16 protein-coding genes and 1 tRNA gene are annotated in these 21,651 nt (G+C 41.9%); 13 read left to right on the top strand and 4 right to left on the bottom strand.

The window, feature by feature from the left end; translation table 11 throughout:
- The first annotated feature begins 21 nt into the window (after positions 1-21).
- Entirely contained in the window at positions 22-2,700 is a 2,679-nt protein-coding gene (locus D8S85_RS12295; RefSeq protein WP_106480918.1) for a zinc-dependent metalloprotease, read from the top strand.
- A gap of 188 nt (positions 2,701-2,888) precedes the next feature.
- Here the strand turns inward: D8S85_RS12295 and D8S85_RS12290 are convergent, their stop codons facing one another.
- The 4 genes from D8S85_RS12290 to D8S85_RS12275 form a co-directional block, all read right to left on the bottom strand.
- Positions 2,889-3,539: a transposase gene (locus D8S85_RS12290; RefSeq protein WP_127075136.1), complete on the bottom strand. Its 651-nt coding sequence runs from the start codon at positions 3,537-3,539 to the stop codon at positions 2,889-2,891.
- Between the two features lie 200 nt (positions 3,540-3,739).
- Positions 3,740-4,105: a hypothetical protein gene (locus D8S85_RS12285; RefSeq protein WP_106480916.1), complete on the bottom strand. Its 366-nt coding sequence runs from the start codon at positions 4,103-4,105 to the stop codon at positions 3,740-3,742.
- A gap of 336 nt (positions 4,106-4,441) precedes the next feature.
- Positions 4,442-5,587, bottom strand: a complete 1,146-nt coding sequence (locus tag D8S85_RS12280; RefSeq protein WP_127074756.1) for an IS256 family transposase — start codon at positions 5,585-5,587, stop codon at positions 4,442-4,444.
- A 230-nt stretch (positions 5,588-5,817) separates the two neighbouring features.
- A tRNA-Val gene (locus tag D8S85_RS12275) sits at positions 5,818-5,892 on the bottom strand.
- Between the two features lie 467 nt (positions 5,893-6,359).
- Between D8S85_RS12275 and D8S85_RS12270 the strand changes: the two genes are divergently transcribed.
- The 12 genes from D8S85_RS12270 to D8S85_RS12215 all read left to right on the top strand — a co-directional run bounded on the left by D8S85_RS12270 (position 6,360) and on the right by D8S85_RS12215 (position 21,643).
- Complete coding sequence (locus tag D8S85_RS12270; RefSeq protein WP_106480915.1) at positions 6,360-6,944, top strand: RNA polymerase sigma-70 factor; 585 nt, start codon at positions 6,360-6,362, stop codon at positions 6,942-6,944.
- Positions 6,945-7,015: 71 nt separating this feature from the next.
- Positions 7,016-8,185, top strand: coding sequence for a FecR domain-containing protein (locus tag D8S85_RS12265; protein ID WP_106480914.1), 1,170 nt, complete (start codon positions 7,016-7,018; stop codon positions 8,183-8,185).
- 116 nt (positions 8,186-8,301) lie between these two features.
- Entirely contained in the window at positions 8,302-11,637 is a 3,336-nt protein-coding gene (locus tag D8S85_RS12260; RefSeq protein WP_127075134.1) for a SusC/RagA family TonB-linked outer membrane protein, read from the top strand.
- Between the two features lie 11 nt (positions 11,638-11,648).
- Positions 11,649-13,088, top strand: a complete 1,440-nt coding sequence (locus tag D8S85_RS12255; protein WP_158641566.1) for a RagB/SusD family nutrient uptake outer membrane protein — start codon at positions 11,649-11,651, stop codon at positions 13,086-13,088.
- A gap of 11 nt (positions 13,089-13,099) precedes the next feature.
- Positions 13,100-13,921: a DUF4843 domain-containing protein gene (locus D8S85_RS12250; protein ID WP_158641565.1), complete on the top strand. Its 822-nt coding sequence runs from the start codon at positions 13,100-13,102 to the stop codon at positions 13,919-13,921.
- Between the two features lie 25 nt (positions 13,922-13,946).
- The gene (locus D8S85_RS12245; protein WP_127075132.1) at positions 13,947-15,548 is read left to right on the top strand and encodes a hypothetical protein; all 1,602 of its coding nucleotides are present in this window, start codon (positions 13,947-13,949) and stop codon (positions 15,546-15,548) included.
- Between the two features lie 62 nt (positions 15,549-15,610).
- Entirely contained in the window at positions 15,611-16,699 is a 1,089-nt protein-coding gene (locus D8S85_RS12240; RefSeq protein WP_106480909.1) for a thioredoxin family protein, read from the top strand.
- 23 nt (positions 16,700-16,722) lie between these two features.
- Complete coding sequence (locus D8S85_RS12235; protein WP_106480908.1) at positions 16,723-17,622, top strand: S1 family peptidase; 900 nt, start codon at positions 16,723-16,725, stop codon at positions 17,620-17,622.
- A gap of 64 nt (positions 17,623-17,686) precedes the next feature.
- Complete coding sequence (locus D8S85_RS12230) at positions 17,687-18,196, top strand: TlpA family protein disulfide reductase (RefSeq protein WP_106480907.1); 510 nt, start codon at positions 17,687-17,689, stop codon at positions 18,194-18,196.
- A 34-nt stretch (positions 18,197-18,230) separates the two neighbouring features.
- Positions 18,231-19,556, top strand: coding sequence for a TlpA family protein disulfide reductase (locus D8S85_RS21895; RefSeq protein WP_228423210.1), 1,326 nt, complete (start codon positions 18,231-18,233; stop codon positions 19,554-19,556).
- Between the two features lie 18 nt (positions 19,557-19,574).
- Positions 19,575-20,915: a TlpA family protein disulfide reductase gene (locus D8S85_RS12220; protein WP_106480906.1), complete on the top strand. Its 1,341-nt coding sequence runs from the start codon at positions 19,575-19,577 to the stop codon at positions 20,913-20,915.
- A gap of 164 nt (positions 20,916-21,079) precedes the next feature.
- Positions 21,080-21,643 (top strand): RNA polymerase sigma factor, encoded by a 564-nt coding sequence (locus D8S85_RS12215; RefSeq protein WP_106480905.1) that lies wholly within the window; start codon positions 21,080-21,082, stop codon positions 21,641-21,643.
- Positions 21,644-21,651: the final 8 nt, after the last annotated feature.

The raw sequence follows: 21,651 nt of genomic DNA, 5'->3' as shown, positions 1-21,651 counted from the left end.
TTAAAATTAAAAACTAAAGTAATGAATAGAAATATAGTTATATCCATTTTATTGCTCGTGGCTTTCTGTTTGACAAGCACGGTGAATGTCATGGCAAAGAGTGAACGGAAAAAGAAAAAAACAGAAAAAGTTGAAAGTCAAGAGTTGACGAAATATGAAAAGCTTTTCAAGGATAAAAAAGTAATAACGGCAGAAGGATTGTTCACGCTCCGCCAAGTGAATGGAAAAGTTTATTTTGAATTCCCGAAAACATTGTTAAGCCGAGAATTCCTTTTAGGTTCAACTATCGTAGAAATTAGTGATAACGGTAACGGGCTGGTGGGGCAAATGCCTTATGAACCGATGCACGTGACCTTTACTCTACGGGATTCGACTTTGCAAATGTGTATAGTGGAATTGCTTGCAAACGGACAGACTCCAATCTACACGGATTCAAAGGACGAAAACACACGCGAAGCGATCCGGAAAAGTAGCGCCCCGGCTATAATTAATACATTCAAAGTAGAAACTTACACCCCGGATAGCAGTGCGGTTGTTGTCGATATGACAGCGTTCTTCACGGAACATCGGGATGAAATGAATCCATTTTGGGGACCGAGTAAACGTACCGTAGAATACGGTCGGGCAAGTCGTGCTGTTAAGTTTAAAAAGGAACTTTCAAAAATCGACACGATAAAAGCTTTTGAAAATAACGTGTCTGTTGTCACAACTTTAAATTACGACCAGGATATTGTCGTGGGCGGGGAATATCTTGTTGCCAAAGATGAGCCCGTGACGGCAAAACTTAACCGCACTCTTATGATTCTTCCGGAAGAGAAAGATATCATGTGGCCTCGGTTGGCAGATCCTCGTGTTAATATCAACACGATTGCCCGAATGAATATGAACACGAAGGTAGATCGTGCTATGAAGACACACTATATGACTCGCTGGAATTTGCAACCGAAGGACATGGAAGCCTATAAACGAGGTGAACTTGTGGAACTGATAAAGCCGATCGTGTTCTATATTGACAACCTTTTCCCGCAAGGCTGGAGTGAATATATCACGGCAGGAGTCCTTGAATGGAATAAAGCATTTGAAGCTATCGGTTTTAAAAATGCCATCCAAGTAAAACCTTTCCCAAAAGATGATCCGAATTTTGACCCAGATAATATTGCGTTTAATTGTATTCGTTATGCCCCGACTAGTATATACAGTACCGTATCGGGTCCTCTATGGGCAGATCCTCGTTCCGGTGAAATTATGACGGCTTCCCTGTTTATTTTTCATGATGTGTTAAGCCAAATCAATTATGGACGTTTCATTCAAACGGCATCCAATGATGCTCGGGCTCGTAATATGAAATTGCCCTTGGAAGTTTTCGGTGAAGGATTAAAGGCCATGGTTGCCAACAATACGGGAACAATGCTGGGGTTCCTGTGCAACGCTGCCGCCTCCAATGCTTACCCGACAGATTCCTTGCGTTCGGCTTCTTTCACCCAGCAATACGGAATCAGCCCGTCGATTATGGACGAATTGGGATATAACTACGTGGCACAACCGGAAGATAAAAATGTGGTACTCGTTCAGAGTAAAATTGGACCTGCCGACTACTATACCGTGCAAGTAGCTTATCAACCGAATCCTGAAGCCACGACACAAGAAGCTGATTATGAAATTGTCAAAAAATGGATTGCAGAGAAAGCCGGAGATCCTATTTTCCGCTATGGCAAAAGGCAACGCCTGTTGACAACGTTTGATCCGACTGCCCTCCCGAACGATTTGGGTGATGATGCACTCAAAGCCAGTACTTATGGCATCAAGAATTTGAAATATATTCTTGAGAACATGAACGATTGGTTGGATAGTCAAGATGTTGATTTCGAATATAGAAATGTGCTTTACAGGTATTTGGTGTACCATTTTGAACAATATTTGTTCAACGTGTATATAAATATCGGGGGATTCAAATTAAACGAACATTTCGTGGGTGATGCTATGCCTTCGTTTATTCCTTTAAGCAAGGATTTACAAAAACGTTCTTTGGCTTTTGTCATGAACGAGTTGAAAAACATGGATTGGATTGACAATTACAACGTAACGAAAAATTTGGCATTTGACGGTTCGCAAGCTCGCCGCATATTACAAACTTATTTAATTCGCATGCAAAACGTAACAACTGAGTTGTTCATTACCAAGCGATTGTCTCTCGTGGCATATAGAGATAAAGACAACTATACCCCCAAAGAATATCTTGAAGATCTTTACGCTTACATTTGGGACTCCACGATAAAAGGCAGAAATGTTACAGAGGCAGAACGTATTATGCAAAACGAATTTATCCGTCGGACTCGTGATCTTGTCGACTTTAACGGTAAGAAAGACCCGTTTGGACAAGTATATGCGACAACACCACAAATACCAAGTGAAGAAGAGATCTTACGCCAAATCAAACAAATGCGCAATGTTGAAATTCCGACAGAGATGCGTTTTGTGGATAATGCCTTGAAAACCAATCTGACAGCAGGGTTTGGTAGCCGTTGGTTAGTAGAGAATATCGCAGTAGACAATACAAATCATTTGTGGAATGCTCTTTACGGGAAGGTTATTAAATTAATAAACCAGCGCAAAGGTACGGGAAATATTGAAACCCAAGCACATTACGATTATTTATTATATTTGATTAATCGCTCTTTGAAGAAAGCTCCTAAGTGGTAAAGTAGTTATTCAGAATAGAAAAGGGGTTGAATGCAGTGTTTATGGGTTAAGTGGAAAACCTGGGGGTGAAATTTATTTTTCACGCGCAGGTTTTCCTCCCTTTTATATTATTTCGTTAGTAAAACAGAATTAATCAGGGATATTCAATAAATTCCTAAGAATAGCTGCGAGACCTTTTAGTGTTGTGGCTATTTTAGTTTTTTTACACGTTTCCCTGGTCTACTCTTGAAAAAACACGATAAAATTGTAGAGGCAGTGCATGTTTTGGTGGCGTGAATGGCATCGGCCGCCACGGCTTTAACGTGCGTCTTGAACAAGCGTTGTTGCAGCTCGATACATTGTTGCAAGCGGGTACCCTCGTTGGAAGCGTTAAAAGAGAGGTGCTCGATGAAAGAGATCCCGTCCATTTGGATGTTGTTGACCTTAGCTCCGAACTTCACGTTTCTCGTCTCTTTTCCCCTGACAATGGGACGGATGTAGTGCTTATCCACGCTCTCTATCTTGTGGTTCGTTAATGGCCGGGAGGGATGAATGTAAACCCCGCAGAATAACTGGAAGTGAATGTTACCGTTGAGGTGGGACACCAGGTCCGCGTCCGAGAAACCCGTGTAAGACTTCAACAACATCAGGGCCACCTTGCCTTCAGGGGAGAAGAGCGAGGGACAACCCATGCGGCTTGACACCAGGCCGGTCGACTGGCAAAACAACTTGAACGGGAAAAGAGCGTGCAAACGACCCGACTCGCTTGACTCGAAGCTAGACTTGTAACATTGATAGATATCAAATTCTGTAAACCCAAGGGTCGGTTCTAGTCTTGAAATTTTTTGTATCTTTACCATCGTATTCTTGTTTGATTACCCCCGTTTTTGGCGGTCAACCTCTTATCGCGGGGAACAATTAAAGATACAAAAAAGCCAACTAATTTGCAATGAATTAGTTGGCTAAATTTTAATATTTTACGAATATCCTATCCAATCCCGAAATATACCAATAACTGTATCTTCTAAGCTGCCGGGTTAACCCGGTAGCTTAGTCTTACTCAATAGGATGTTATTTTTAATTTTACTTCATTATCTTGACACTCGGACTTCAAAGCAATTTGCACGTTCGAATAATACCAGTCCGTCCGAATAGTATAATTATTCAACTTTTGCTTCTTTATAAGAAAATGTTGAATCAATTTTTCATCTTCTCGTGAAGTCAATGTTACGTGAATATCACATTCCATTTTACCATCAAATCGCATAATTAAATTGGAAACAGCATCTTTTGCACTATACTCATATGTCATTTCCTTCGTGTTATAATATTTTACCACGTTCTCCGTCGGATCATGCCTCAAAAAAATATAACAGATACCGATAATCACGATACAAATGGTAGTAATGCATATTATTTTTTTCATGCTTGCAAAATTATAAATAATTCAATAAAATAACCTTGATTCTAAAAAAATTATGGTACTTATATACTACTTTGCAACGAAATATAAAGTAAACTTTTCCCAGGTAATACACGTTCATCTTCCGTGGCATATTCGATGTTCTTAGGGATTAAAGACGTATCAAAGACGAATCAAAGACGTTACAAAGACGTTCGTGAACGTCTCTGATATGTTTCCGTGGCGAGATTAATTGGTGCTTGTCTTGGAAGTTAATCCCTTATCCATTTGCTTATGAAGATAGTGTACCAAAAAGTGTGTATAGCCCTTCTTTTTTCATATTTGCAAATCTATTAATTTTTAATAAAATAATCTTGATTCTAAAAAATTATAAATTGGGTACTTGTAAATATCTGCATTTTGCGCCACCGTTCCCATGAGCAGGATGACGGCTCGCGGGTTTGGCATTGCGCCCCTCATGTTTATAACCCTCTTGTAATCCCTGTTCAGCCTTTCGATCCAGTTTGTAGTGTAAATCATCCCCCTGATTTCTCTTTCATACTTGAAGTACGTGAAGTAGAACCTGTACCTGTCGTGACAATATCTTTTCAAGACGGGATAACTTTTCTGCCACCTGGCAATAAACTCTTTAAATTTTAGAAAAGCCTTTTCCGGCGAGATCTCCCACTGGTCGGGAGCGCAAATTTGTTTAAGCTCTTCCAGCACTTGTTTCTTGTCCCTTGGCTTGACCTTTCCCGCGATATTCCTCTTCAAATGCACGGTACATAGCTGTAGATCCGCCAGCGGGAAAGTATCCGCCAGGACATTTTCAATGCCGGGGAGCCCGTCACACACCAGGAGGTTAACCTCCTGGACCCCTCTCGCTTTTAGATCCTCGAACACGTCTTTCCAGTTCGTGGCGCTTTCCACGGGGAAGTTCACGACGGTCAAAACTTCCCTTGTCCGGTCTTCTTTCACCCCTAAAACCGTGTAGTAGGCTTCGTTGCTCACGGACTCATCCCGCCGGGTGAGGACATAAGTGGCATCAATATAAAGAATGGGGTAACGCTTCTCAAGTTTACGCCCCAGCCAGGCGTTTACATCTTCACGTGCCGTGTTCAAGAGACGACTTACCTGACTTTTACTGTAATGCTTGCCGTAAAACTGTTCGTAAATTTTACCCACTTGTTCCGTGGTTAAACCACTACAATAAAGGCTACTCACTAGCTTTTGCGCTTCTTCTTCCTGGTCTTTCAACACGCCTAGTAACATCGGGTAAAAATTACTGTTACGACTACGCGGGACCCGAAGCTCGAAGACCTTACCTCCATGACAGACTCTACGGCCTCGAAAACCGTTACTCACGTCTGATAACGTTTCGTTATGAAGACTTCGCTCGGTGAGCATTAAACTCTCTAACCCGCGTTTTACTAATCCATGAAAACCGGATTCGCCATTTGTTATTTCTGAAATTATTTCCGAGATTTGTTCATGTGTAAATTCCATAAATATTCATTTTTGACAGTTCCATTACAAAAATAAAAAATTTGGGATTTACACACTTTTTGGTACACTATCCTTATGAATGGTAAATATACCTTCTTGCATGCAGGAGTTAACAGCTCACAACAAAATCGTATATAACTACCAAAATTATAAATCGGATACTTGCAAATATTGGGAGCACGTGAAAAAGTAGATAAATGCAAAAAGAGGTCCTTTTTGAACCTCTTTTGTGGGCGCTGAGGGATTCGAACCCCCGACCCTCTGGGTGTAAACCAGATGCTCTGAACCAGCTGAGCTAAGCGCCCTTGTTTCCTGATTGCGGATGCAAATGTAGTGCAATTTTTGGACTCTGCAAAGGTTTGACAGATTTTTTTTGAAAAAAATGAGATTTCGGATAAACTTGAAGACGGTAAGATATTTTTTTAAAAGGAAATTCTTGTAGTTTTGAATTGTAAGATGCTGTAAATCATATTTTATAAATTTGACGGATAGATATATAAAAACAATCTTAAGTGAATAAGTTTAAGTTTTAATTTGTATCTAGAAGACCGTATTGTTTCAGGACGGCTTTTTTATTTCGCTTATAACCCGATGACGGGATTGTTGTGGTGAGGATTTTTCTTTTATCATACGGGTAAATAAAAATTGTCAGCGACAAAAGTGAGGTTAAAAAGGAAGTTTTATTTCAGATTTTATTATTTTTGAAAAGCCAATTTATGGATGCAATAGGAGGTTTTTAAGTAGGGCGTATTTTGTACGGTTAAGCTATACGATGGAAAATAGTCAGAAATATTATGACATAGAAATATTGACTAGAGAGTTAAAAGAAGGAAAAGAAGTTGCCTTTGATTATCTTTTCAGAACTCGCTACAAAAAACTGTGTCGTTTTGCTGCCACATTTGTCGTGCAGTTTGACGTGGCAGAAGACATTGTGCAGGAAGTTTTTGAAAAGATCTGGAAAAGAACTACTCAGATTGATGAGGGGGAATCCATTGATAGTTATTTGTTTGTTGCCGTGCGTAATGCTTGTTTTACGTTTTTGAAGAATAAACAGGAACGTGTTGATTTGGAGGATGTGAAACAAAATTTGAAGATTTCGGAAGAAGTCGTGGAATTTGAAACACCGGAATTGAACCATTTGTGGGGAGAGATTGAAAATTTACCCTTGCAATGTAAAGTTGTTTTTAAATTGGTGGTTCTGGAAGATATGAAATATAAGGATGTGGCCGACTCGTTAGGAATTTCGGTCAACACGGTAAAAACACAAATGAAAATCGCTTACAAGACTTTGCGGGAAAAATTGAAACAAGAACAATTCTCTTTATTACTGTTTCTTTTTGAGATGAAAGAAGATTAAAATCTTTTTTCAAAAAAAATCTGATTTTTCTTCACCCTATTTTTCATTTTTGAAGTACTCTATATAAAAATATGGAGATGAAAATAGATGATCGAATATATGATTTGATTGCCAGAAAGTTGGATGATGGTTTGTTACCTATGGAGGAAACGGAACTTTCGGACTGGCTGGCAGAAGATGTGAAACACGAGGAAGTGTATGCCGAGATAAAGAAAATACGTGATCGGACTAAACTTTTGCATCGGGATTTTGCCCCTGATACGGAGCATGTATTAAAACGGATAAAGCGGGAAAGAGTAAGGCAAATAGGTTTTCGTTACTGGTGGAAATACGCGGCCCTTTTTATTTTGCCATTAAGCGTGGCTTTGGTCTTGTGGCAGGGAATGAAGAATGAGGCGGAGGAGGAACACCGTCAATTTAGTGCAGTTTCTCGTCCGGGGGGAGAACGGGCAATATTGAAGTTGTATAATGGAAAAACGGTTGTGCTGGATAGTACAATGAAGAGTTCATTGATCGCTCACGAGGCAAATGTCCGGATAGAGATGGATTCTAATCATCTGTTACGCTATTCTTCACATGACTCTATTGAGATGGCCAATGACAATAAAAATAATGAATTAATTATTCCTAAGGGTGGGGAATACCAAGTCGTGTTGGCAGACGGGACAAAGGTTTGGTTGAATTCGGCATCACGATTAATATATCCTCAATCTTTCATGGGAAAGGAGAGACGGGTTGTTTTGTCCGGGGAAGCTTTTTTTGACGTGACACACGATGCTGAAAGGCCTTTTGTCGTGGAGACATCCCGGATGAACGTGAAGGTGTTGGGTACTCGTTTTAACGTGAATGATTACGATGATAACGAGGAGGTTTCGACCACGCTGGTAAATGGTAGCGTGGAAATTATTTCTGGTGATCAGCAGGCGTTTCGGTTGGTTCCGGGAGAACAGGCTTACGGGAAAGAAAACGAGTTAGAGAAACGGGAAGTCAATGTTCGTCTTTACACGTCCTGGATCGACGGAAAGTTCTTGTTTAATAACACGGAATTGGAAGAGATTGCCAAGCAAATATCTCGTTGGTATGACGTGGAGATATTCTTTAGTAGTGAAAGCGTGAAAAAGGTGCGGTTCACGGGGGCGATCGTGAAGTTTAAACCTTTGGAGGATTTGGTGCGGATGATCGAGAGTACAAGTCAGGTCCGGTTTAGCGTGAAGGGGAGAACAATTGTAATTTCAGAATAAATTAAAAATACCGGAAAAGTATGGCGACTTTCCCGGCATTTATAAAAGTTAACAGTCTTGCCTGACATTTGGCGATAGAGGACAAGACTTATTGTAAACCTTTAAAAAACAAATGTATGAAAAAAAAATGTGATTTGGGGCTTTATCCTCCCAGATGGCTAAAAAATTTTCTTAAGGTTATGCGAATAACAGGAATTTTATGTTTGATGTGCGTGATGCATTTGTCGGCTGCGGTACATTCGCAGACGGCTCGTATCAACTTGAAAATGAAGGATGCCACGATCGAGCAGGTGTTGAATAAGATTTCGGAATCCACGCAGTTGGACTTCTTTTACAGTAACTCCAAGATTGATGTGTCAAAACGGGTGAACGTGGATTTTCTGGATGCCACGATTGAACAGGCTTTGCAGATGATTTTTAAAGGATACGATGTGAAGTTTGAGGTGAATGATAATTTCGTGGTGATTCATTATGTAAGAGCCATGGCTGTAGCGGATTCGCTGAAGAAGATTACCGTGAGGGGAACTGTGAAGGATGTAGACGGGATGACACTCCCCGGTGTAACGATTCAGGTAAAAGGTACAACGATCGGTTTTACAACCAATGAGGAAGGAAAGTTTGATTTCGATTTGCCGAGACGGGATACGTTGGTTTTGATCTTCTCGTTTGTCGGTTATCAGAAGCAAGAAGTGCGAGTGAAAAAAGATAACAAACCGATGAATATCGTGATGAAAAACGATATGGCGGAGATTGATGAAGTTGTGGTGACCGGTATTTTCAATAAACCGAAAGAGAGTTTCACGGGAGCTGTGAAGCATATTACTAAGGAGAATATTATGGCGTTCGGGAGTAGAAATTTGTTACAGACGTTGAGTAATATTGATCCTTCATTTTTGATACGCGAAAATAATACGTATGGTTCTGACCCGAACGTGTTGCCGGAAATTCAGATTCGGGGAGTATCGAGTTTGCCGGATATTACGAATTTGCAGACCTATGCTCGGGCAGAGTTGAATCAACCGTTGTTTGTACTGGATGGTTTTGAGGTGTCGCTAGAGCGGGTGATGGACTTGAATCCGACAGATGTGGAGTCAGTGACGATATTGAAAGATGCGAGTTCTACGGCTATATACGGCTCCCGAGGGGCTAATGGAGTGGTTGTTATTACTTCAACTAAGCCACGGCAAGGTAAATTGAAGATTTCTTACACGGCGGGATTGAGTTTGGAAATTCCCGATCTTTCGAGTTATAATTTATTGAATGCGAAGGAGAAGTTGGACGTGGAGGTTCGTGCGGGGTTGTATGATGATGTTTCGACGAAGTATTTATATGAGGAGGCTGCCCGAGGAGTTGCAGAAGGTGTGGACACCTACTGGATCGGCAAACCAGTCCACACGGGAGTGGGGCAACAACATAATCTGGGATTGAGCGGTGGTGACGAACAATTTCGTTATACTTTGTCATTGGCGTATAATTCTAATCAAGGGGCTATGAGAGGATCTTTCCGGAATAATTTTAACGGTTCGTTATCTATCAGTTATTTGTTGAAGAACCTTCGTTTCACGAATACTGTTTCTTTGGGATTAAATAACTCGGAAAACAGTCCTTACGGAACCTTTTCAGATTACGTAAGAATGAACCCATACTGGTATCCATGGGACGAAGAGGGTAATTTGATCCCCACGTTTAATACCTTCCCGAATTCGGGAGGAAGCACGGTTGCCAATCCGTTGTATGATGCTTCGCTGCCGAGTTTTGACAAGACGAAATACACGAATATTCGCAATCAACTTCGAGTGGAATGGGATATTTTTAAAGGTATGAAGATTGGTGGAGGTTTCGGTTATACAAAACAAACAGATCGGGGTGACCGTTTTCAACCTAGATCTCATTCTGGTTTCTTGCAAGTGTCGGATGAAGACTCTAAAGGTAGTTATGATTGGAAATACGGTGAGATGTCTTCCTACCAGTTCGAGGCTACAGCCAGTTACGGAAATACTTTTGGACGACATAGCATTTATGCCGGGGCGAATTGGAATATGCAAGAGAATCAGAATAGTCAATACACGATTTTGTTACAAGGGTTCCCGAATGATAACTTGAATGATATATCGAATGCGAATAGGTTTGCAAGGGAGCGTCCCTCATCAACAGAAACGACAAGACGTCAGATCGGAATTGTAGTAACGGCAAACTATAATTTTGACAGCCGCTATTTTGTGGATTTTTCTTACCGCTCGGATGGGGCTTCTTCTTTCGGTTCTAATAAAAGATTTGCACCGTTTTGGTCTGCCGGTATCGGTTGGACAGTTAGTCAGGAGAAGTTTATTCAAGATCATTTGCCTCAGCTTGAGTTATTCCGTTTGCGTTATTCTTATGGGGTGACAAGTGCTTTAGGATTTCAGCCTTACCAGTCGCTGACGACGTATCAGTATGATTGGACAAGTCGTTATCGGGGGAATATCGGAGCTATAATGCGTGGAATTGGTAATGATGATTTGCGTTGGCAGAACACGTACCAGCATAATTTGGGAGTTGATATTTCTTTGTTTAACGGGTTGGTAGCCATAAACGGAAATTATTATCATAAAGAGACGACGAATCAAATTTCAACGTTGGGACTGACTTATTCCCACGGGTTCGATGAATACACGGAGAATTCCGGGACAATGCGTAATGTGGGTTTGGATTGGGAGGTATCTGTTTATTTGTTGCGGAATAAGAATATATCTTGGTCGGCACGAGCGGCATTTTCTCATAATAAGAACACGATCGTGAAGTTGTCCGAGGAGATGAAACGGAAAAATGAAGAAACAATTAATAATCAGACCGGGGCTTTTATTTATTTACAATACCGGGAGGGACAGTCAATGGATGCGATCTATACGTTTATTTCTCCGGGTGTTGATCCGGCAACGGGTAGGGTTCTTTACATGGATAATAACGGGAATGTGTCTGATAGTTATGATATGTACTCCAAAGTGTATTGTGGAAACGAGATTCCCAAGATTAATAGTCGCTTGAGTACAGCATTTCGTTACAAAACACTATCCGTGAATATGAATTTTGAATTGAGGTTGGGGGGACAAAAGTTTAACCAAACATTGTTGGACAAGGTGGAGAATGCTGCGGTACGTTTTAACGTGGATCGACGAGTGGCTACTCAACGCTGGGAAAAACCAGGCGACGTGACCCGTTACAAAGGATTGAATAATGACACGAACACTCCGGCTAACTCTCGTTTCGTGGCGGATGAATCGACATTTATTCTTCGGAATGTAAATATTCAGTACGATTTTCCCCGGCGAATAAGTAGGTTTTTCGGGATGGAACGATTGAGTATATCCGGTAATTTGAATGACTTGTTTTATCTTTCCACGATAGAACAGGAACGGGGAATTAATTATCCGTTCTCCGTTAGGCCGTCATTTTCATTATCATGTACATTTTAAATAGAGATATTATGAAGAAGATGAAAATATTTGCATGGACTATTTTGCTTGCAGCAGGATTGACAGCGTGTACGGATTGGTTGACAGTACAACCCAAGACAGAGGTGTCAAAGGATGATATGTTTAAAAGTTCGGGAGGGTTTCGTGATGCATTGATCGGGGTGTATACCTTGATGAGAGAGAATAATTATGCTCCCAACGGGAATTTGGTGACTGGAATGGTGGAGTTTATTGCTAACCTCTGGTACACGGAGAGTAACTCGGAATCGGGAGATTTTGCGGCTCACAATTACCGGGGAGATGCCGTGGAGAGAGCTAATGGGGAGTTGTTTTTGCAGCAGTATAAGACTATCACGAATCTAAATCAAATGTTGGCATACATGGAGAATGGAGTTTTGTCGAGTCGGGAATATGCCTTGTATAAAGGAGAGGCTTTGGGGCTGCGGGCTTATTTGCATTTCGATTTGATCCGTTTATATGGCCCGATGCCGATGAATGTACAGGAAGGACGACGTTATTTGCCTTACGAGACGACTATTTCGTTGGGAAATTATACTTATTCGACGTATAACGAATACATGGGGGCTTTGATTGCGGATTTGGATTCGGCGGAAATTCTATTGGCACGGGTAGACCCGATTATTACGACATCAAATTCGGTACTGAATACCACCAATGAATACCGGCAGAACCGGATGAATTATTATGCTGTTTTAGCCGAAAAGGCTCGGGTGTATTTATGGATGGGGAATCGTGAAGAGGCGTTGCGTTATGCGCGTTTGGTAAAAAACGCTGCTCTAGAAGGTGTTACTCCCCAGTTTACATTAGGGCCATCTTCAGCTCTCGGTCCGGTAGGGGGAAATGGCGGTAATGATTTCGTGTTTTTTAACGAGCAGATATTTGCCATGTATATTGAGAATTTTGATGATTCGCAGATGGCTTCGGCCGCCAATTCGTACCAGTATCAAAATAATTATTGGATAGAGGAATTGTTTCCCGTAGTAAATGGCATGACAGATATTCGTTTGTATCAATGGTACACGTCGACATGGAATGCTTCGGTGGGTATGTACAAGCGTTCCACAAGGAAGTATTCTGGTTTGAGGTCAACGGAAACCACGAATGCCTCTCCGTCCCGTGGAGTGCCTTTGATAAGACTTGCGGAGATGTATTTGATTATTGCGGAGTGTGCACCGTTGGATGAGGCAAATGAGGTGTATCGTGAATTGTTGAGCAATAGGAATGCCCCGGTAACGGTGTTGACAGAAACGAATCGGGAAGATGTGTTAAAGACCGAGTATTTGAAAGAGTTTTATGCAGAAGGACAGATGTTCTATACTTATAAACGTTACGGGACGGAACAGATGCGTTGGAGTAATCACACGTGTGGAGAGAGTGATTATGTGGTGCCATTGCCTCGTAGAGAAACAAGTACGGAAAACAGTTATTAAAAATGAAAGTCATGAAAACCAGTTTATATTTATTTATAGCGTTGCTGCTTTTGTGTGGTGGGTGTGAAAAGGCGTTACCGGGTTTTGCGGAAGAGTGGCATGGTGTCCAGTTTATATTGGATGGAGAGTATAATGCGACCCTTAACGATAGAGTAAAGAGTAATTATTCGTTTTATGGCAAAGATGCGGCACTCACGCAGGATACGGTTTGGTTGCGAGTTCGTCCTCAAGGGGCATTGCCTCAAAGAACAAGTTATTTGCGTTTTGAACAATTTCAAGAAATCCGTTGGGATTACAAATATGATGAATTGGGACACGTGATTGATTCTACGCTTTACGAGTACCCTGATCAAGCGGAGCCGGGAGTGCATTACGTGGCATTTGATGATGCACGGGTAGCTGGATTGATGAAGTTGGAGGAAGGGGAGTTGGAAGCCCGGATTCCCGTGATCGTGTTGCGCTCTCCTTCCTTGCAAGAAAAACCTTACACATTGAATTTTAGAATTGTGGATTCCGATGATCTTTCGGCGGGAGATAGCCACTATTGCCAAGCACAGATCGTAATTAGTGATTGTTTGGTACAACCAATTAATTGGTCTTGGCGTTTTGGAACTTGGAGTGTGGTGCGGCATGATTTTATGAACCGTGTGACGGGCATATTTTGGGATGACGATTTTATAACATCAGTGAATAGTAATGCTGAATTGCTAAGTTACTATATTTACGTATTCAAAAGGGAGTTGGCAAAAGAGAATGCAGCCCGAGCAGAGGAGGGTTTACCTCCGTTGAGGGATGATCCGAATGACCCGAGTACCGAGATCGTTTTTAATTAGGTTATGAATTAAATGAATGAATGAGATGAAATCAAATAGATATACACAGTTGTTCGTGTTGTTTGTGGGGCTTATTCTAGTGTCTTGTTATGACAAGAATAATACAATACACCGTTTGCCTGATTTGCAGATAACGAATATATCGGCAGGGGCAGTAAAAACAGGTGATGAATTGAAATTGCACCCGATCGGGATGTTGGGAAACGAAGAGGTGGAGTGTACGTATCAATGGTACCGTTATCATGGAAATCAGCCGGAATTGATCCACGAGGGACAGGATTTGGTGTGGAGAGTGGATACAACTGATTTTGTAAATATTGGATTGGATGTGACTCACGTGGAAACAGGTATGATGATTTCCGAAGTGTATAATTTCACGATTACTCCCCGTATTGAACGCGGTTGGATTGTTTTGAAAGAGAATACCGAGGGAAATACGGACATGGATGCTCTTCTTATGGTAGGTGATAATGTTTTCGAGCTATCGGAGAATTTATTGCCGGAGCCGTTGGAAGGAAAACCGGTGGCATTGCTTGAGGCAGGGAGGTACTATTGGAATCACCCGGTAACCCTTGTCCAAGAAGGAAACTTGGAGTGTTTGTTGCCCGTGAGTGAGAAAAATATCGCTTGGTACCGGATCAAGGATGAGGTTACAATGTTATCGGGAGATGATATGTTCTATGAACCTTCTCCCGTGGCAACTAGAAAATTTGAGGCAGTAGGGGTTTTTAATTCTTCGTATTGTGTCATGGCTCTAGTGGATAACGGACGAGTTTCTCGGACTCTAGCCTCGTATTCCGGCTCAAGATTCATGCCAGAGATTGTTGGAAACTATAAATTGGCTCCATGGCTAGTTACCGGGGTGTCTATGAATATGCCGGTGGGATATGATGAGTTTACTTCGTCTTTTGTTATGGTGGGAGATGATGCGTTGTCTTATTTCCCGGATACTTACCGGGAAGGAGATGATGTACAAATTTCCAGTAATGCGATGGATGCCGATTTGTTGTTCTTCGGACAAACGCATGGGAACTTGGATCCTAATTACACGTCTTATCCTGCTTATGGTCCGGGTATTGGTTATGCGTTGATGAGGAAGAAGGGAAATACGGAACAGGTAGAATTGTATGGTTTGAATTTTAGGGAAGCCACGAGTTATGGAACTATTTATAGCCCAATACGTTTTCACCGGACAATAGAGGTCGTTGCTTGTCCGGAATTGGTGGCAGCTGATTTTTACACGTTACATCAAGATAAAGGTATTCTTTATTTTATAAAAGATAATGTTTTGCATTATTATGATATAGAGAATGATAGGTTCGTGAAGGATTGTTATACATTTGACGGAGAGGTGACTTACTTGAAATTTGTCGGTAATAATTATGATCGGAGTGATTCATGGGATCCAATACAATTTAACTACACGTTTAGTCGTTTGATGGTGGCGACTTGTTCCGGAGAAGAATATAGCGTCTATACTTTTGAAGAGAATGATAGTGGTAACTTGGTTTTACGACCGGAGAGAACTTTCGTTGGGCACGGGAAAGTGAAAAAAATGTTGTGGTATGGATATAATCCAACGGGATATTTATCAAAATTATCTTCAAATGGTTATATTTACAATTGATTGATTTATAGTTTGGATGACCTCTATGGTGCGTGCGGAGGTTATCCATTTAATTTTTTTGTATGAGAAAGTTTTTATTGTTTGTTGTAGCATTTTTTATGCTGCAAATGGGAGCTTTTGCCCAAACGAATTTTGAAGAATTGACGTTGGAGAAAGCTTTAGAGAAATCTAAAAAAGAGAATAAATTGGTGTTCGTGGATACTTATACCTCTTGGTGTATGCCATGTAAGTATATGGCGAACACGATCTTCCCGAAAAAAGAGATGGGGGACTATCTGAACGAGCGGTTTGTTTGTGTGAAATTTAATACAGAAGAGGGCGAAGGAGCCGAGATCATGAAACGATATGAGATTTCAGCTTTCCCGACATTCTTGATTTTGAACTCGGAGGGAGAAGTGCAGCACAAAATTGTCGGTGGAAGTGAGACCGCAGAAGATTTTATCAAGCGTGTGGAAGAAGGATTGGATGAAGAGAAAGCGATAGGGATTCTTGCCAATCGATACGCGAAAGGAGATCGAAGTATAAATTTATTGACCAAGTATGCCCGGGCGTTGTTGGCAATTCAAGATCCTCAAGTAGTAAAAGTGGCAGAAGAGTTAATTGGGAAATTGAGTGATGCACAACGGGTGGATACAGCGTACTGGTTTATCTATGAACATCCTTTTTTGACGCAGGTCGGTTCTCCTAATATGACCTATTTGTTGGAGAATGCCGAACGTTTTCAAAAAAGCATTGGGGAGGAGCGAGTGAATGAAAAGATTGCGACGGCTTTTGATCTTCAATTGACGAATATGATCACGGGACGTGACCGCCAGAGCGGGGTGGATGCAATAGATCGGGTTGAGAATGAGATGGAGAAGTATAAATTCCCCAGTAAGGCCCGTTTGAAAATGTTTGCCGAGATTGCCCGTGCTCAAAGAAGTGGGGACATTGAAAAGTTGTTGACTACTTGTGAGAAAGATATCCCGCAGATTGAGCATGAGCATCTGTTGGCTGTGTTTTTCCCGTTGTCTTTGACGATCAAACGCAATGGAACTCCTGATCAACAGGCGAGAATTTTAAAATTAGCCAAGAAACTATTGGCAGAGACCACAAACGATAAGTTTAAATTCTCCTTGGGACAATTTATTCCTTATGCATTGGAAAAATAGAAATTGTTTTAGAGTGATTGCAAATGAAAAAGTATTGTAATATATGTTTTTGCGTCGGACTGATTCTTTTTTTGTGCGGGTTGCAAGTGGGACGTGCGCAAAATGGCGTAATTTATAGAGATTATGACCGATTGGGGTGGACCATCCTCGATTCGTTGAAACGTCCGGAGGCTGCCTCGTTGTTTAAAGGAATGAATACATTGAAGCGAGAGACTCGTATGGTGCAAGAAGAGGCGCTCGTGGATCTAGTCCCCCATTCTGCCGGGAAGCGGAAATTGAAGCCGGGAAAGATGATGACAGAGAGGCGGGCGAGCGTGTTGATGATGTTTAAATATTTGCGAGCTACAACTCGTCCGGAAGCAATCGAACCTTGGGCAACGGCCGTGGTGTTGTCGGAAGACGGGGTGTGCGTGACGAATTGGCATGTGTTCTGGCAATTGATAGATCCTACGGCACGCTTGGATTTGCGGGATAGCTTACTTTTTGTGGCAACAGAAGCCGGAAAGATATATTCCATATCTTCCATTCTTAGTTATAGCCGGAGTGGAGATTTGGCTTTCTTCAAGATTGATACCCGAGGCGATCGCTTGGTGCCGATGCCAATGGGAGGTGATCTTGCTGTAGGAGAGAACGTGCATGCCTTGACTAATCCGGCAGGATATCCTTACGTGTACACGAACGGGGTGGTTTCTCGTACTTTTGTCAAGGAATCCGGCAATCCCTTTGCCAACCGCGTGGAGATTACGGCCGATTTTGCTAAAGGCTCTAGTGGAGGACCGATTATGGACGACCGGGGAAATATGGTTGCCATGGTTTCTTGTCTTCATCCGATCTTCTACGTGGATCAGCCGCCGACAGATCGGCAAATGGGGATAAAGGAGTGTATCCCGGTAAGTTCGATCGTGCGGTTGATGCATCAGTAAACGTGTTTTTAATCATGGCATTGGGGTGATGGTTTGGGATGAATGTATGTAAATTGTAATAATTATGAGATTGAAGAGTTTATGGTTCGTTGTTTTCATGTTTTTAGCTGTTTTTCAAGTTATGGGAGCAGCGAAGCAGGCAGATACGACGGCATTGAAAAAGGGTGATAAATGTCCGGAGTTCGTGTTTAAGGATGCTCAAGGAAAGGATCACAGGTTATCGGAGTTGAAGGGGAAGTATGTTTTTATAGACGTGTGGGCATCTTGGTGTTACCCGTGTCGGAAAGAGTATCCTTATTTGCAGGAATTAGAGGAAAAGATGGAGGGCAAGAACATTGTTTTCGTGGGTATCTCTTGTGACCATGTTGAGTGGCGTTGGACGGGAGCTTTAGGGATGATGAAAGGCATACAATGGTGGATTGCGGGAGACGAGTCATTTCTAAAGGCATTTCGGGCGGATCGGATTCCCCGTTTTATATTGCTTGACCGGAAAGGACGGGTGTTGGAATTGGAGATGACGAGACCTTCCAATGCAAAAACATTGGATAGATTGTTGAAATTAAAAGGATTGTAGAATTTGTGCATGTTACTAAATAGTGATTAGGATTATGAGACGGATTTTTTTGATTTGGTGTTTAAGTTTATTTATCGGAGGAGTATACGCTCAAGAGAAAATGGCAGAAATTGCCTTATCCTTACCGGGGGGCCACGTGTCGGGTGTTGCCTTGGAATTGAATGAGCGAATTGTGGAGTTGGGCGTGAATGGAGAGGGAAAAGTTCAGGCAAAAATTCCCGTGTCGGGAGGAGAGTATGCTCGATTGTGGATAGGGCAAGGGTGGTTTCCGGTATGGCTGGAACCGGATAAGCCGTGGCAGGCAAAAGTAGATAATAACGGGGCATATTTTGAGGGAGCCGGAGCGGCGATCAACACCTATTTGAATACGAAGCCGAAGAATCAGATAGAGCGATATGATTACAAGATGGACGATGCTTCTTTTCGGGCAAAATTGCAAAAACTGGATGAAGAGAAAAAACAATTGCTCACTTCTTCGAATTTGGATGCTGATTTTACGGCAAAAGAACTGAAGCGAATTAAATATACGCGGAATTATTATTTGGCTTCTTTCGTGATCGGAGGAGGAGCCGATGGGACGATGAATCTTTCCGGAGATACATTCTCTGAGTTACAACAGGCGTTGAAAGAGGATCCGGATTCGTGGGGTATTTTGGGGTATACCGAATCTTTGAATCGCGTGGTTTTTGCTTTTGCTAAAATGGATGAAACTTCAACAACTCCTTATGCCGTGTTGTTGAACGCCTTGAAGATTGCAATGGAAAATTTCAAGGACAAGCGCACGCTGGAAGATGTGGTGATGAATGCCGTGATGGAGTATGTCGGTTTCCAAGGAATGGAAAACACGGAGGAGATGGATCGTATTTTTCGGCAATGCGTGACTCGTCCGGATTACCTGGAGGAGTACGAACGGATGTATGCTGATTTTAAACGTTTGGGGAAAGGAGCTCCGGCTGTTCCTTTTAAATTCAAGGATATAAACGGGAATGAGGTAAGTCTTGCCGATTTGAAAGGAAAATACGTTTATGTGGATATTTGGGCCACGTGGTGTGGACCGTGTAATGCTGAAATTCCCAAATTGAAAGAATTGGAGAAGAAATTGGAAGGTCGGAATATTTGTTTTGTTAGTATTTCTTGTGACGAAGACAAGGCTGCTTGGGAAAAATTTGTGAAAGAGAAAGAAATGGGTGGTATTCAGTTGCATTTTGGCGGCGATCAGAATTTTATGGCAACAATCAAGTGTGATGGAATTCCTCGATTTATGTTGATTGATCGTGAAGGAAAATTTATAGATTCCAACATGACACGTCCTTCCGAGGCTGCTACATGGAAGACCTTAGAGGCTTTACCCGGATTGTAAACGAAAGAAAAGATACGGATGATGAAAAATAGTATGATAATCGGGTGCCTGATGCTATTGCTGACGGCTTGTTGCAAACACGCGGAAACAACTTTCGAGTTGGCTCTTCCCATCGATGATAATCGAAGCGTGGATGTTGAGACCGCCAATGGACGGGAATCCTTAACATTTCAGTTGTCCGATTCTTCGCGAAAAGCCTCTTTTGGGCTTTCTTTGGCGGGAGGAGAATATGCTCGTCTTTGGGTTGGTGATCTACCTTTTCTTGTTTGGGTTGAGAATGAAAAACCTTGGAGTGCGGAGTTAAAATGGAATGAATTGCATTTTAAGGGACCGGGAGAGGAGATAAATAGTTATTTGAATACTCGTTTCGTGCATCAATTCTATTTTAATGACTACTACCGAATGGAAGATGCTGAATTCCGAGGACAATTGCAAAAGGTGATTGGCGAGCGAGAGAAAGTGCTTCAAGAACGGGAACTTGACATGAAGTTTGTTGAACGAGAGAAGAAACGTTTGCAATGGTTGCGAAATTATCACTTGGCTTCATTTGCCGTGGGGGCAATATCTCGGGCCGAACCGACAACGCTTTCTGGTGAAAGTGAGGCTGAATTGCAACTCGCCGCTTTGGAAGATTCGGGCTGTTGGGGCATCCCTGAATATCCGGAAACAATAAAGCGAATATTGCAGGCTATAGCACAGCGGGAGACCTCGTTGACGGATGCTTATTCTCGCTTGTTGAGCGTGTTAAAAATGGCAACAGAGAATTATAAAGACCAACGTTTGGTGGAATTCCTTGTGAATAAAAGTGTGATGGAGTATATTCGTTTGAATGGCATGGAGAATACGACGGAGATGGATTGCGTGTTTCGAAAGAACGTTCATCGCCCGGAGTACGTGGCGGCTTACAACGAAATGTACGAGGCTAACCGGTCTTTGTTCAAAGGCCAACCGGCGATTGCTTTTACCTTACCGGATACGACGGGCAAAATGGTGAGCTTATCGGATTTTAGGGGTAAATATGTTTACATCGATATGTGGGCCACTTGGTGTGGTCCTTGTCGTGCCCAAATCCCGCACCTGGAAGCTTTGGAAAAACGTTTGGAAGGAAAGAACATCTGTTTCGTGAGCATCTCTTGTGACAACGGGCAGAAGGAGTGGAAGAGATACGTGAAAGATCATCAATTGAAAGGAGTACAATTGTATTTAGGCTACGATAAGGAGTTCATGAAATCTATTCAGTGTAACGGAATCCCGCGATTCATCCTGATTGATCCGGAGGGAAATTACGTGAATGCCAACATGTCTCGTCCTTCGGATGCAGAAACATTGAAAATTTTAGAATCTTTGCCCGGGTTATAATATTGGTGCGTGTTTTTAAGTTGGCAAGGAGTCATTCGGGTATATTCTCGGATGACTCCTTTTTTTAATAAGAAAAGAAAAGTTAACCCTATCGGTCCGAATTTGGGAGAGTGAAGTTTTATTCGCATATTTGCCTTTGGTTAGAATCGAAATGATGAATAGCTATGGACGTGGATCGGTTTATTGAAAGTGTCAATAAAAAACGTGAAGGAGCATGGCGGGAAATGTACCGGAAATACTATCCTGCGATGTGTAACTATGCATCGAGAATTGTGAAAGATGATGCTGCCGCCGAAGATATTGTTCAAGATTGTTTTATTAAGATATGGGATTCCGGGACTCAATTTCCTGACGTGCCTTCGCTGGTCGGTTATCTGTACCGCATGGTGTATACCAGAGCCCTAAATTCGGTAAGAGACCGAGGATTTGTGCAAGAATTATATGAAAAGTGGGGAAGTGAACTTCTTGAGAATCAAGAAGAACTTGTGATAGAATGTGCGGTGGAGGAGGATGTCGTGAATAAATTTTACAGTGCTGTGGATAAATTATCCGATCAGCAGCGGCAGGTTCTATTTATGAGCATGGAGGGCTGTAAGGTAAAAGAGATTGCCGCGCAATTGGGGGTTAGTGAGAATTCTGTAAAAACCCAGAAAAAACGGGCTTATGCATTCGTGAGGGAAGAATTAGGGGAAGGTTTGGCCATATTAATTTTCTTTTTATTCTCGTGAGTGGGTGC

This window comes from Butyricimonas faecalis, assembly GCF_003991565.1.
GTDB lineage: Bacteria > Bacteroidota > Bacteroidia > Bacteroidales > Marinifilaceae > Butyricimonas > Butyricimonas faecalis.
Note: the sequence above shows the minus strand (reverse complement) of the source record. Positions and strands in the feature narration are given on the sequence as shown.